The following is a 14,755-nucleotide window of genomic DNA, read 5'->3' as shown; positions in this document are numbered from 1 at the left end:
TTCAATTACCCCCGCTTTTACAGAGCTCGTCATCTATGCTCCGGCATGCTTTTTTGAAAGATTAACCCCCGCCTATATTTATTATAACTCGATGTTCAAGTTTCTATTTCTTGATTTTAACGAGGTTTATTGAGTCAAGCCTTGCAGCCATAATAAAGGTTATGTCAACTCTTAATCTATTGACGAAAAAAACCTAGCTTATCTAGGTTCATATCAGTTAAGCTAAAAGAACATGAAGTATAACATTCAGGAAATTTGAAATGTTGGTAATAAATACTTAGATCATATATAAAAAGTAATAAACAACGTTTCAAGCTTTTTAACTTTACGACCCTTTGTAAGGTATTTTCGCTTCTGGGTACAAGTGATCAAAGGTTCTGGTTTTAAAGCTATTTACTTTTCAGGCACGCTTTTAGGTACCAATACTCAGATTAATATTTTATTTTTAGGTTGTGGAGAACTTTTAACGACTGCTTTTTTTAACAAGGATGTTAAGGTTGATTTTTTGGGATTATTCAACCTTCTTTTTACCAAAACAGCACTATTAAAATTCGCTAACACTGATACCGATATTATCGTCACTCCACATTTACTTTGGAGTAGCACCAATCATGTGTGCATGTTACCGATTCAGTATGGTATTTTCAGTCTTCACTTAAGCATAACATCACCTGTGCTAAATAATGGAATACTTTGGTTTAAAAGAAGTTGGGGATCTAATTTTTTCCCGAACGCAGATTTGCATCGCCACAAAATTGAATTCTGCTCATCAAAAAAAGAATTAATCTAAAAAAGGATACTTGATTGGTTTTGAAAATAATAAATTAGTGGCCAAGATAAACGTTACAGAAGAAAAATTACAGAATGACAGCAATGGGTAAACTAAAACCCAACAGCCAGCGTCCATATAATAGAATCCCCAATAATCCAACAAAAATTAGAGTTGCTTGGATATCTTGGCGAATACTCGATAAACCTTCACGCGAAACACCAAAAGCGATAACAAAATAAAACGGCAGGTCATTCATGGCCACAACAATAATCGCTCCAAGTATTCCGAAGTGAAAGAAACCCAGAGGAATGCCAATTATATTGTAAAGAAAACGGAAAAGGTTGCCTACTGTGGCGTAACTGGGTTTGCCAATGGCGTACAGCGCTTGATCAACGGTTTGCGAGAGCATATTGGGCCATACGCCGAAAGCCAATAATGGTAGCATCCAAGCAGCTTGGTCATAGCGCTTGTCATAAAGAGCCAGAATCAACAGATCGCCAAAAGAGACTATTATCGCCAGGCCGAGAGCCAGGAGCATCAAAAAACGTTTCCGGGTATTCAGTAATTGTTTTCGTAATTCAGGACGTGGAATATGCGCCAAACGCGATAAGGTTGGGAAGATGATTTTGCTACTAAGACCTGAGACCATCTGCCTCGGTACATCTGAGAGAGTTAAGGCGATGGTGTAAACGCCTAGCATTTCAAGTGAAAATATTTTCCCCAATATTATGCGATCGACCTGTCCGGCCAGAAAGGTTAATGCGGTTGAAATAAAGATCCATTTACCAAAGGATAATATTTCCTTAACAGCCGTTTTATCCCAGCGGAATCGACTATGTTGTCCTGGAATAAGAAAATGACTCCAAACCGTGTAAGCCAACGTAGAAACAATTGTTCCCGTAATCAAGGCCCAAATCGATGGATATAGCCAAGCCCATGTGATCATAACTCCTAAGGCTATAATTTGGGTAACTAACCCAACAATGACCAATTTTTTTACTGCCATATTACGATAACTGGTAAACAATCCGGTAGAATTGAATCCACTGATGACCGAATCTATTGCTATGACCGGAATTAGCCAGATCAATTCGGGAGTCTTGTAGAGTTCAGCGGCCGGATACGCGATGACAACTGCGACTATCCAGATCCAGAATCCTCTTATTACTTGTATGGTCCATGCGGAATTGAGAAAATCCGGGTCATTGCCGCGTTTGCTTTGGACGATGCTGATACCTATTCCGATATCCGAGAACAAAGCCAATCCCATAATAACAACGTTAACCAAGGACATCAGCCCGAAGAGTTCAGGGAATAACAGATGCGTCAAAATCAGATTGCTGCCGAACCGAAGGGCTTGGCTTAAGCCATAATTTGCAAGCGTCCAAAAGGCTCCTTGGGTGGCGACCTTTTTCAGAGCCTGCAAGTCTTGATCGCTGGCTTCTTGATTTGGAGATTGATTGATGTCAGTTAACTTTTTGGTCACTGCGTTATATCCATTTTAGCTTGTTTAATTTTAATAAAAATGAAATAAATTATTCTTATAGTTAACATTAATAGTTATTTTAATTTTTTTTACAAAAAATTCAGATTGTTATAAAAATTCAATAATATAGAAATTTAACTTTTTATGACGAATGTATATCAGATATTTCCCCCTTTAACCTCGTAGCCATCGGCTTGCCTTCTCGCGCCAGCATTCAGGCAAGAAATGGGTCAGCACGCGGCGAAGGTAAGCGCCCATTAGTAGGGGATCGCGCCACGGCGCATCGTTCCAACAGAAAATGAAGTTTCGCCAGTCGCGGTTACTCACCGCCCAATACAGACTTTGGGGAAATAACCTGATCAGTGGTGTCGGTTGGTCAATTAGCTTTGGTGGGGTGACCTTATGCTCTCCAGATAGCAGTTGATTCAAACTATGGCTGAAGTTAACCCCGAAATGTCTATTTAGATGGTAAGTTGGCGTCGGACGAGGGTTCAGCTCCAGTAGGTATAAATGGGGACCCTCGTGAATCCAGTCTACCCCGGCAAAACCATGATACCCGGTTATTTTGCCCACTCCTAAAAGCATGGCTTCAATGTCTGGGTGTTGCATCAGTTCACGTGCGCTGGATGAGGCTAGAGGGGTTGGCCAGCACTGAAGTGAATACGACGACTGCCAACAAATTGGTACCCCATGGTCAAATAGCACATCGGTCGAACCAAGTGCACCTTCGCAAAATTGTTGCACCAACAATGGCTGATTAGTCGGTGCCAACTGGTCATAAGCCGACTTAAGCTCGCTACTATCACAAACCTTATGTACACCAGAACCGCTCAATCCAATTGAAGCCTTAAGCATCGCCGGATAACCGGTGTGTAGCACCGCTGCTTCAACTTCGGGCCAATCTTGGCACAATTCGGAATATGGCATGGATAATCCGGCAGCTATCGCGGCTTGCTGGAAAGCCAATTTGGATAATATTACATCAACAGCAGCACTGCGATGATCGACTGGAAACCAGTTATCCAGCCAAGTTTCGCCACGATGTTCAGCCACTGCAATCAAGGTCGGTTCATCTCCAACTATCACCAGATCAAAAGGTTGGTGTCGTGTGATCAGTAAATCTTTCAGGTGAAGGACGAGAGCTTGTGGTTCAGTCAAAGAATGCAGGTAGCAGTCGACATGGCGAGACTTGATTATTGCTAAACCAGGCGGTGCCAGTAAAGTTACCCGGCAGCCTGCGTTATGTAATAAATAAGGAAATCGTGCTAAACCAACAGTGTCAATTCCTGCGATCAATAAAACTTCAAATTGTAATTGTTTTGTTGGCATAAATTTAATTGGATAATTACATTGCAAAAATTTTAGCCAAAATTTTTTTCATTTATTACCATCAAAAATAACAAATTAATGGATTTTACAGAAAATAAAGATATAAAATAATGGCTTGCTGTTTTATTGGTGAGTAAATTCAAGTGTTCAGTAATTTTATGAATTGAAAAAATACAAAAATACTAAGGTGACCAACCTTGGCAACTGATTTATTGGCTTAAGATGAGCTAAGCATCGGAAACTTATTTGCAGGCTTTCTGAAGAGTGCGACTCTATACATCTTGGGGAACTATAAAACAGTAATGCACTTCTTGTGTAGTCATGCTAAATTCATTTGAAAGTATATATATGGAATTTTGAATAACTTTACATCATCAGTTATTACCCGTACTAAATCTTATTGATCTGGAAAATCAGCTGAGCAAATTAGAGTTTCGTTGTTTTGAATTTTTTGACTGTACTCAATAATGATTTATCGAAGGGTTAATGGAATTTAGGTTGATTTCAATTAGGTGTCAGGTAGGAGGAAATACATCAATTTAATGAAGCAAATTTTTTGGTCCGAGAACGGCTATGCAAAGTTAAACATAACCGTTTCATTGCTCCTCAATCGCCTACTACCAAGAAGCGCCTAAAGTAACCAAGATTTTATTGAATGTATAGCTGATTAGTCATTGTTGGTAAACAGGTTGTATAGCTTGTCAATGGTGTTGCTGCCACTGTATTAAGTGCCTTGCTTTTTTCAGAGGGTACAGTAACGTCTTCATAGGCTCCAAACATGTCTCCAGCAGGCCCCGCTAATTTATAATATACAAAAAGGTCGTTTCCGCAGCCTAAAAAGTTTGCTAATTGAGCCTGAACCATTTGGTTAATACGATGGTCCCCCGCAGCTGTTTCGGCAAACGCTGCACTGGAGTTAATGCTAAGGTCCGGACCACCTTCATACATTATGCTTTTTAGCCCGTAATAATTAGCAAGACTTTTAAACTGAATACCGCTGTATACAATCCCGCCATTATAGGCTGGGAGATCAGAAAATCCCGGCATGATTTCGTTAATACCTGCTAGAAGTGACGTAAACAAACTATTAATGTCTATATAACTAGAGGGCGTTGAAAAATAAGGTGCTCCACCTATAGCATACAGGTACTTGTTTGGCGCGCCAAAATTCGCATTCAGGTAAAGCAAGGCATCTTGTGTTATAAAGGGCTGAACATATTGAGACATATAAACAGGTCGAATTGTCGTATTTATTGCCGATGGGCCGAAAACATTGGCAAACAATTGACTGATTTTTACAGTTTGATGAGCAGCTCTTCGGTATCCCCAGTACCACTGATTGTTGCCGTTATCATAGTTGAGGGTAGCATCAGCGCCTGATTTTACTTCGGCTACAGCTGCTGCGGTATTGTCGGCTGTTTGAGAAAATCCATAAGAACTGTTCCATAACTCATTGCTGTATTCAACATAAACATGGATACCAGGTTTAAGTGTGTTTTTAATCAATGTAGCTAGTTGTGTAACATAGTTATTGGCTGTTGTATCGTTCAAATCAACTTTATCCGGAATATTAATCCAGATATCTTTACCTGATGCATTGGCAAGTTGGATCACATATTCCCATGCAATACCTCTTGAATCTTGTTGAGTAGGGTCAGTCGATAGCTTTCTAGCTGCCCAAGTAGATCCAGGATTGCCATTGGTTAAAAGCGCTTCCATAACTCGTATCGTACTAAAAGGCGAAAGCGCTTTTAAAAATTCCGAGGTAAATATCTGTGTCGTGCCGATGGGGTAACCAGGACGCAACAATTGGATATTCTGAGCTCCATTGGTTGTGTTGGTAAAGGTAAGGGCAACTAACTCATCTGTTGGCCCAACGACGACATCAGCGGTTGTAGTATTGTTTGTAGCACTATATGTTGCATTTTGGATTTTGCAGCAATTGTATGCATTCACAGTTGCTTTGCCAGTGAAGCTAAGTTTATAGGTGCCAAACATGCTGGGAAAGGTTGTGGTTAGCGGTCGACTCAATGGATCGGAAGGGTTGGTTATGAAATATACCCCAAAATCAGTTGTTGGCCAGCCTTTAGCATCAAGAGGAGCAGGATTATTAGTTGGGTCCCAAGGTGCTGATACTGTGGCAAAGCCGCGTGCTTGCTTCATTATGTCGACAAAAGTTAGGTCTCTATTTCCCCAGTCATTTATCCAACTTATATTTATTCCCATCTTGGATCCGGCGCTACCTGAAGATAATAATCCATTACCGCCAGAAGAAGGTGCGACTGTTATGGTAGTAGATTGTATTGCTGAGCCACCAAGTCCTGCGCATGCCAAAGAATAGGAGGTTGTCGTTGTCAACGCTGGTGTTATAAAGGTTCCGGATGTTGGTTCCGTTCCTGTCCAACCACCTGATGCGAGACATGATGTCGCATTTGTAGAGGACCAGGTTAATACCGATGTCGCTCCATTAGCTATTGAAGCCTGACTGGCGCTTAAAGTGATGATTGGTAGGACTGGAAGTGGAAGTGGAAGTGGAAGTGTGGCTGCTACAACAACCGCAGACTTTGAAGTCGTACCGCCTGGTCCTTTACAAGCCAACGTATAAGTTGTTGTGTTTGGCAAAGCAGTTACAGTTAGTGCGCCCGAGGTTAATTGGTTTCCATACCAGCCATTGGAAGCTACACAAGATGTTGCATTAGTCGATGCCCATACCAAAGTTGATGTGGTGTTATTGGCTATGGAAACAGGAGTAGCAGTTAATGTTAGTGTTGGAGGTGTTGACGTAGATGCCTGAACCCATACTGTTGTAGCGGTTGCTTTTGTGCCACCTTTACCGGTACAGCTTATTTTATAAGTGACGGCTTGATTTAGTATTGGTGTTACGAATGTACCAGATGTAGTTTTTGTTCCAGACCATCCACTTGATGCAGTACAAGAAGTTGCATTTGTTGATGACCATTTGATAGTTGCAGTTGTACCATAGGTTATTGTGGTTGGCGTAGCTACAATAGACACGGTCGGCGAGGTTGCAGCGGATGCCATTGTTGATAAAGTAATGACTGACGTCAGTAATATAAATGTAATTATGCTTGGATTTTTCATTTCGGTTACCTTGTAAAGCTTAAAAACCATTAAAAATGTATTTGTTGAAAATGATTTGGAGTTTTCTCTTGCATTAATTTATTCTGAATGTGTCAAAGTAACATTTGCGATTTTTTACTTAAGGTAATAAAAAAATAAAGCTGTCTTGTAATGGGCAAATGGGGTGTGTCAAAATGACCAAAAAATTTGCCCAGCCAGTAGGCTGCGGTTTTCTATTTTAAAAGCAACTGGTTTTTGTGAGTTCAGGCGTTAATATTTAAGTTGCTTTTCGGGTATTTAAACTATTTAATTGATTGTGTTGTTATATTTGCAGTTTTTTATTTGCAATAAAATACCACAATCAATTAACAAGTTGTAATTATATTAATGCCTTCGCCAAATTTAAGTTGATATTGTATGAATTCTCCCATTTATGGGCCTTGGAGAATACGATCATCCATTAAAAACGTGTTATTATTTTTCTACAATGCGTTGTTAGTGCTGCGCGTGTATTTTCGGGTTTTAAATATGGTTTTCAAGTCGAGCATATGGCCTTTGTTTTTTTTCTTCCAATCTTTATGAATTTCAGTTGTAAAAATGGCTATGAACAAAGAAAAGTTAGCTGCATTGTTGGCCAAGTACCAGGTAGTGGGTGAAAGATAGTGTTTTCTATAGTTTTTAGCTGGCTCAGTTTATTAATTCACCAAGACAGATACTTCTATTGCTTTATGCATAATCAAAGTTTTCGCCCACTACCGCTATCAAGCATTTTTAATGCTTATACTGTGTTTACAGATTTTAAGATGATGGAGGTATAGATATAAATGAACAGTTCAGTTGTTTTTTTGTAATGTCCTAGGTTCTGTTGACGTTTCACCAATCCGGTAGAATAAGTCGTTTTGAATGAAATGAAGCGGATAACATTAAGTGATGAAGAGTGGACTCGTATTTTGGCAAGCTTAAAAAAATTGCCTGGAGTTCATATCGGTTTACCCGATATTTGCAGGCAGTTTGTTAATGCCATTTTGTGGATATTACGTACGGGAGCACAGTGGCGTGTATTACCGTCAACGTATGGTAAATGGAATAGCATCTTCAAGCGTTTTTCACGTTGGTGTATCAATGGCATATGGGGTGAAATTCTCTGTCATCTTGCTGAAGACGCTGATTTACAAGATGTTTCCATGGATGGTTCAGTTATTAGAGCACATGCCTGCGCAGCTGGAGCGGCATATAGTTCTGCTGAGAATGAAGCACTTGGGCGCTCCAAAGGTGGATTTGGTTGTAAGATTCACGCGCTTTGTGATGGCTTGGGCATGCCCATCAAATTTATCCTGACAGGCGGGCAGGAGGCTGAATGCAAGCAAGCCATATCTTTATTGGAAAATGTTAATGCTTCAGCCGTTTTAGCAGACAAAGCCTACGACACGAACGAGTTGCGGGAGTGGTTAGCCAGTCGTGAAATAAAAGCGGTTATCCCACCTAAATCGAACCGAAAAGAAGATATTGAGTGCGATTATTGGCATTATAAGGAGCGGCATGCCATTGAATGTATGTTCGGTAAGCTCAAGCACTATCGCAGAATTGCTACACGATATGAGAAAAAAGCTATTAATTACATGGGGATGCTATCATTTTCCTCGGTGCTTTTATGGCTGAGGTGAAACGTCAACAGAACCTAGGGTGCCTGATATTTTCCATTAATCTGCTATTTTAAGTTGGTAATCGATGTTTTATTTGGATTTCTTGGGCCTGTACTGCTTAAAAGTTATGAGGCGGATTGTTTGTTTCTCAGGAAAACCAAAAGTATACATATGGTCCATTTAATAATGGCGGCAGAGGTATTTATTTTTAGTGTTTGGGTAAGTCGGTGGCGTGTTGAAAAGTATTTTTTCGACTGTTTAAAATACGAGGAGGTTATACGCTTAGGTGGAAAGTCCTGGTTTACAGTTTGACGAGGTGTCAGCGCTACCAGGTTTGGTATTTTTAGAGTAAAGAGAAGATAATATTTGATTGATAGTATTGTTTTTTTTAGCTAATCTGTTTTTCTAATAAATTTCAGTTTAAAAATTTATTTTTTGCTTGAATGATCCGGTTTTGGTTTCTGAATGGCTGAAAATGTTTGTCCCTGATTTTTTAAGCAATGAATCTGTAGTGTATATTTGCTGAATATTTTGGTGATTTATATGAAATACCTTGAACATATTACGTTTTTTTCCTGCAGTGAGAGGTTTACGATGAGGGAGTCTAATGCTCAAGTAATTTCGTGTATGTTTTTTAATAATTTCTTTGAACAGAAAATTTTGCTAATAGAGTTAATGCTTCTTTGTATTCAGAAGCTGGTAAAACACTTAGAGCATTAATGGCTTTTACAGCTTCTTCATCCGCGCGTTGCTCGGTATAAGCAATAGCTTTGGTGTTTTGCACGATGGTATAAACTTCATTAAATGCATTACGATCGCCATTTTTAATGGCATCAATGATTATTTTTGCTTCGGTTTCATTGCCTTTTTGAATAGCGTAAATTAAAGGTAAGGTTGGTTTGCCTTCGGCCAAGTCATCACCGAGGTTTTTGCCCAGATCTTCTTGGCTGGCTTTGTAGTCGAGAGCATCATCAATCAATTGAAAGGCAATGCCGAGGTGCTGTCCGTACTTTGCCAAGCTTTCTTCTGTCTCGGCAGGTGCTCCTGCCAAAACGGCACTTAATCTGGTCGCGGCGCTGAATAAAATGGCTGTTTTTCTGGCGATAACTTCCAGATATTTTGCTTCTGTTGTTTCGGGGTTATTACAATTTAATAGCTGCAATACCTCACCTTCGGCAATGGCAGTCGTGGTTTTTGAAAGAATTTCCATGACACGCATATTGCCGGTGCGAACCATCATTTCAAAGGCACTGGAATACAGGTAATCGCCGACTAATACGCTGGCAGCATTGCCCCATACGGCGTTCGCCGATTCTTTGCCGCGCCTGAGATCGGATTCGTCAACAACGTCGTCATGCAGCAGTGTCGCCGTGTGAATAAATTCAATGACAGCTGCAAGTATCAGATGGTTATCGTTAGCCCCGCCTAGTGCTTTGGCAGCCAGCAACAGTAACATGGGCCGTAGTCTTTTGCCACCGTTGCCGACAATATAATGCCCCATCTGGTTGATTAAAATAACATCGGAATGTAGCTCATTAATAATAAGCTGATCGACTGCTTTGGCTTCAGTGGCAGTTAAATTTTTGATTAAGTCAAAATCAATGGGTGCCAGAGTGTTCGAAGGTAATTGTGATTGCGATGCCATTGATTTAGTGCTGATTGCGTAAGGTTTGGTTATTTTTCATAGTCATAACTATAAAATACAAGTTTATTGAGTTATTATAACCCAATAGAAAGTTAACTGCCCGTGCTATTGAATAAAGTATGCTGGTGTCGATAGCTTTCTTGTGTCGCCACTAAATGGATAGATTTACTTAGCTGGTATAAATTTTAGTTGACTAGACTTGTGTTTAAAAATACAATTGTCCGTTAACTTTTAACAGATTAATGCTTGATGGAGCTTGCTCAGATGTATGCGGTAATTCAAACAGGTGGTAAACAGTACCGCGTCGAAGAAGGTACTTACTTAAAAATAGAAAAACTGGAGCTGGGCACAGGCGACAGCATTGAATTTGATAAAGTGCTAATGATTCAAACAGACGGCGCTGTTAAAGTCGGCCTGCCTTTTATTGAAGGCGGCAAGGTTACAGCGGTTGTTTTGTCTCAAGGTAGACATGATAAAATCAAAATAATCAAATTCAGAAGACGCAAGCACCATATGAAACAAATGGGGCATCGTCAATACTATACAGAAATCCAGATTACTGGCATTTCTGCTTAAGATAATAGGAGTTATATAGATGGCTCATAAGAAAGCTGGTGGTAGTACCCGTAACGGACGTGATTCTAATGCAAAACGCTTGGGCGTTAAGCATTACGGTGGAGAGTTGGTGACAGCAGGACACATTATTGTTCGTCAACGTGGAACCCGGTTTCACCCAGGAAATAATGTAGGATGTGGAAAAGATCATACCTTGTTTGCTACGGCAGATGGTAGAGTGCTTTTTGAAGTTAAAGGTCCTAAAAGCCGTAAATTTATCAGTATTGTTGCTGCATAAAGTTTATAGCTGCATTATAGTAAGTATTTATATAAGTCGGGTTCGCTTTGGCGTAACCCGACTTATTTAAAAAAGCTCCGTCCTTTATGACGGGGCTTTTTTTGTTTTTATCGGTTGGTTTTTAAGTGTGGCGGCGTGTAAGTTATGAGATTTATTGACGAAGCGGAAGTTCGTGTAGAGGCGGGTGATGGTGGTAACGGTACTATTGGCTTTCGGCGTGAAAAGTATATCCCTATGGGTGGACCTGATGGCGGAGATGGCGGCGATGGCGGCAGTGTCTATTTAATTGCAGTGGAGAATGTCAACACACTGGTGGATTTTAGATATCATGCCGTACATAGGGCGCAGCGTGGCCAAAATGGCATGAGTCGTAATTGTACCGGTAGAAAAGGTGAAGACTGCTATGTGCAGGTTCCACTGGGAACGAAAGTGTCTGATTTGGAAACCGGCGAAGTTATTGGTGATTTAACTGAAGTTGACGAAACTTTACTGGTTGCTAAAGGCGGATTTCATGGCTTGGGTAACACCCGTTTTAAAAGTAGTGTTAACAGGGCACCGCAAAAAGCCAGTAAAGGTTCTGAAGGCGAGCATCGCGTACTTGTTTTGGAGTTGACCTTAATTGCCGATGTCGGCTTGTTGGGAATGCCTAACGCCGGTAAATCCAGCTTGATACGCTCGGTATCATCGGCAACACCCAAAGTCGCTGATTACCCGTTTACCACTTTGCACCCTAATTTGGGTGTGGTTAGTGTTGATGATTTGCGCAGTTTTGTTATTGCTGATATTCCGGGTGTTATTGAAGGTGCAGCGGAAGGTGCAGGTCTCGGTTTGCAATTTCTTAAGCATCTGTCCCGTACCGGATTATTGTTACATCTGGTGGATGTAGTGCCATACGAGAGTATGGATACGCCGGTAGAGGCAGCAAGAAAAATTATTCATGAAGTTGAAAAATGGAGTGATGATTTGGCCAATAAGCCGCGTTGGTTGGTATTAAATAAAATTGACAGATTGCCGTATGATGAAATAGATGAGCGTTGCCAAGCGATTGTTGATGAATTGGGCTGGACTGCTCCCGTATTTAAAATAGCGGCAATTAATGGCAAGGGTACAAGAGACTTAATGTTTGCCATTATGAACTTTTTGGAAGAACAGCGACGGAACGACAGTGAGCAGGCATGATTTTACCAATGTTAAGCGAGTTGTTGTAAAGATAGGTAGTTCTTTACTAACCAAAGGCGGACTAGGGCTTGATAAAGTGGCCATTACTGCCTGGGTTAAGCAAATGGCGGGCTTAAGGCAGCAATCAATTGATGTGGTGCTGGTCTCTTCAGGTTCAGTGGCTGAGGGTATGAGTCGTTTGGGCTTGAAGGTAAGGCCAAAGCTGTTGCATGAGTTACAAGCGGCAGCGTCAGTCGGTCAGATGGGGTTGGTGCGAACTTTTGATGATAATTTTCAGCAACATGGCTTACAGGCAGCGCAAGTATTGCTAACGCATGATGATTTGTCTAACCGGCAGCGTTATTTAAATGCCCGTAGCACCTTATTGACCTTGTTAAAGTTTGGCGTAGTGCCCGTTATTAATGAAAACGATGCCGTTGCTACTGAAGAAATTCGTTTTGGTGATAATGATACTTTGGCGGCATTGGTTGCCAATCTGGTTGAGGCAGAGTTATTAATTATTCTGACCGACCAACAAGGTTTATTTACCGGTGATCCTGGTTTGTATCCTGACGCAAAATTAATTTCCGAGATTAGCGTTAATGATGATCGACTGGAAAAAATGGCCGGTGATAGCCGTAGTGGCTTGGGTCGGGGCGGTATGTATACTAAAGTCCGCGCGGCGCGCCTGGCAGCCAGATCAGGTGCTGCAACCGTGGTTGCGGCGGGTGCCGTTGATAATGTCATTGCTGAAGTAATTTCAGGCGTTAATCTCGGAACTTATTTTTTACCGGATATTGAGCCTTTGGTTGCAAGAAAGCGCTGGCTTGCCGGTCAGTTGCAAGTTAAAGGGCAGTTGGTTCTTGATGCTGGCGCAGTTAAGGTATTAAAAGGTGCCGGTAAAAGTCTGCTTGCTGTTGGTGTTATAGCGGTTTCAGGCCAGTTTGAGCGGGGCGAATTGGTCTCTTGTCTGGATGAAAGTGGCTTGGAGATTGCTCGTGGACTGGTTAATTATGGCAATATGGATGCCCAATTAATAGCCGGTAAGAGCAGTTCGGAATTTGAGAAAATTCTCGGTTATGCGGATGATTCGGAAATGATACACCGGGATAATATGGTGTTGGTTTAGGATTTTGTTGAAAGACGAGGTTCAAAAAAGGCGGTAGGCCAGTTTGAGAAGCAAAAAACCAGCATCGGTTTGATCTGTTCCAGGAGCAGATCAAACAACAATCTTTAATCATTAAAGAGCAGTGTACTATGCAAACTTCTGAAAAAATTCATTCTGCACAGTTTCTGGAGCATCAGCTACAGGATGTCATTACCCTGCTGGAAAAGCAGCAGTTGGAAAAATCCCTCGTTCAGCGTGGCCCTGGAGCCAATCACGAACTGGTTGAAGCGATATTACAAAATCAGCATCAAGTTCGTCTTCAGGAAAAATTTGCCCTTTTACGTCCGGCAGATATTGCTTTTATTCTTGAATCGTTGCCCCTGGATCAGCGTAAGACGTTATGGGATGCGATTAAAAACCAACATGATGGACAAGTTTTACTGGAAGTATCTGATGCGGTTCGGCAAACGCTCATTTCAGGTATGGAAGCAGAAGAACTGGCAACAGTCGCCGGTAAATTAAATACCGATGAAATAGCAGATCTTGCAGCAGACCTTCCCAAGAGAACCATGCTAAAGATTCTCCGGTCGTTAAACAGTAAGGATCGTCAGCATTTAAATGCCATTCTGTCTTACCAGGATAATCAGGTCGGTGCGCTGATGGATTTTGGCATGATTACCATACGCGCTGATCTCAATCTAAAAGCGATTATTGCTTATATCCGCAAGCTCGGCAAACTGCCCAGTCACACCGATAAATTATTTGTGGTCGATCAGTACGATAAAGTTGAGGGTATCTTGCCACTACAACGCTTATTAACGCATCTGCCGTCCCGGCAGGTTTCTGATGTTATGGTGACTGACTTTATTCGCTTTCAGATTGATCAGGATACCGCAGAAGCGGCAAGGGCATTTGAACGTTATGACTTAATCTCTGCTCCGGTGGTCGATAGTAACGGTAAGCTTCAGGGACGGCTTTGTGTCGATAATATACTGGATTTTATTCGCGAAAAAACGGATGAAGACCTATTGACTCAGGCGGGTGTTGGCGAAGAAGAAGATTTGTTTTCCAGTGTCTGGAAAAGTGCCAGAAATCGCTGGGGTTGGTTATTAATCAATATTGCAACAGCCTTTGCTTCAACCCGTATTATTGGAGTATTTGAAGATATTATATTGCAACTGGTTGCTCTGGCATCATTGATGCCGATTATTGCAGCGATGGGCGGTAATACCGGCAATCAAACCAGTATGCTGATTATTCGATCATTGGCATTAGGACAAATCACGCCAAGTAATATTAAGCGCTTGATAAAAAAAGAACTCACTCTTGCCGTTATTAACGGTACTTTTATTGGCTTGATTATGGGTCTGTTGAGTCTGCTGCTTTATGAGGACATAGCACTTTCTGCAGTGATGACAACCGCCATGTTTATTAATCTGTTAGTTGCTGTGGTGGTCGGTCTTGCCATTCCATTGCTACGGCATAAATTTGGTAAAGATCCTGCAGTAGGCACCAGCGTTATATTAACTGCTATTACCGACTCAATGGGGTTCTTTATTTTTCTTGGGTTGGCGAGTTTGTTTTTAATTAAATAGAGACTGACGATTGCTCATGTGATTAAAAGATTCCCTAGGCAATGACTTATCTGTAAAATTTGTCTATTTTTATTTGTCAATGGAG

At 41.1% G+C, this 14,755-nt stretch carries 11 protein-coding genes; 7 read left to right on the top strand and 4 right to left on the bottom strand.

Annotated features, from left to right (window positions below; translation table 11 throughout):
* Positions 1-364 precede the first annotated feature (364 nt).
* Positions 365-790, top strand: coding sequence for a hypothetical protein (locus KKZ03_RS02040; RefSeq protein WP_243219742.1), 426 nt, complete (start codon positions 365-367; stop codon positions 788-790).
* 67 nt (positions 791-857) lie between these two features.
* On the opposite strand, the gene KKZ03_RS02035 is transcribed toward KKZ03_RS02040, so the two are convergent.
* From KKZ03_RS02035 to KKZ03_RS02025, 3 genes are all read right to left on the bottom strand, one after another.
* Entirely contained in the window at positions 858-2,258 is a 1,401-nt protein-coding gene (locus KKZ03_RS02035; RefSeq protein ID WP_243219741.1) for an oligosaccharide flippase family protein, read from the bottom strand.
* A gap of 174 nt (positions 2,259-2,432) precedes the next feature.
* A complete protein-coding gene (locus tag KKZ03_RS02030) occupies positions 2,433-3,587 on the bottom strand; it encodes an ATP-grasp domain-containing protein (protein WP_243219740.1) in 1,155 nt (384 codons plus the stop codon).
* Positions 3,588-4,235: 648 nt separating this feature from the next.
* On the bottom strand, positions 4,236-6,689 hold the full coding sequence (locus tag KKZ03_RS02025; protein WP_243219739.1) for a hypothetical protein: 2,454 nt from the start codon (positions 6,687-6,689) through the stop codon (positions 4,236-4,238).
* Positions 6,690-7,576: 887 nt separating this feature from the next.
* Between KKZ03_RS02025 and KKZ03_RS02020 the strand changes: the two genes are divergently transcribed.
* A complete protein-coding gene (locus tag KKZ03_RS02020; RefSeq protein ID WP_243217187.1) occupies positions 7,577-8,332 on the top strand; it encodes an IS5 family transposase in 756 nt (251 codons plus the stop codon).
* Between the two features lie 613 nt (positions 8,333-8,945).
* On the opposite strand, the gene ispB is transcribed toward KKZ03_RS02020, so the two are convergent.
* Positions 8,946-9,956, bottom strand: a complete 1,011-nt coding sequence (ispB, locus tag KKZ03_RS02015; RefSeq protein ID WP_243219738.1) for an octaprenyl diphosphate synthase — start codon at positions 9,954-9,956, stop codon at positions 8,946-8,948.
* A 264-nt stretch (positions 9,957-10,220) separates the two neighbouring features.
* Between ispB and rplU the strand changes: the two genes are divergently transcribed.
* The 5 genes from rplU to mgtE all read left to right on the top strand — a co-directional run bounded on the left by rplU (position 10,221) and on the right by mgtE (position 14,670).
* Entirely contained in the window at positions 10,221-10,532 is a 312-nt protein-coding gene (rplU, locus tag KKZ03_RS02010) for a 50S ribosomal protein L21 (protein ID WP_243219737.1), read from the top strand.
* Between the two features lie 19 nt (positions 10,533-10,551).
* Entirely contained in the window at positions 10,552-10,809 is a 258-nt protein-coding gene (gene rpmA, locus KKZ03_RS02005) for a 50S ribosomal protein L27 (protein WP_243219736.1), read from the top strand.
* A 144-nt stretch (positions 10,810-10,953) separates the two neighbouring features.
* The gene (gene cgtA, locus KKZ03_RS02000) at positions 10,954-11,988 is read left to right on the top strand and encodes an Obg family GTPase CgtA (RefSeq protein ID WP_243219735.1); all 1,035 of its coding nucleotides are present in this window, start codon (positions 10,954-10,956) and stop codon (positions 11,986-11,988) included.
* Positions 11,975-13,096, top strand: coding sequence for a glutamate 5-kinase (gene proB / locus KKZ03_RS01995; protein ID WP_243219734.1), 1,122 nt, complete (start codon positions 11,975-11,977; stop codon positions 13,094-13,096). The genes cgtA and proB overlap by 14 nt, the downstream gene beginning before the upstream one ends.
* A 128-nt stretch (positions 13,097-13,224) precedes the next feature.
* On the top strand, positions 13,225-14,670 hold the full coding sequence (gene mgtE / locus KKZ03_RS01990; RefSeq protein WP_243219733.1) for a magnesium transporter: 1,446 nt from the start codon (positions 13,225-13,227) through the stop codon (positions 14,668-14,670).
* Positions 14,671-14,755: the final 85 nt, after the last annotated feature.

The sequence above is a fragment of the Methylobacter sp. S3L5C genome (genome assembly GCF_022788635.1).
Classification (GTDB): domain Bacteria; phylum Pseudomonadota; class Gammaproteobacteria; order Methylococcales; family Methylomonadaceae; genus Methylobacter_C.
This window is presented reverse-complemented; position numbering and strand designations above follow the sequence as displayed.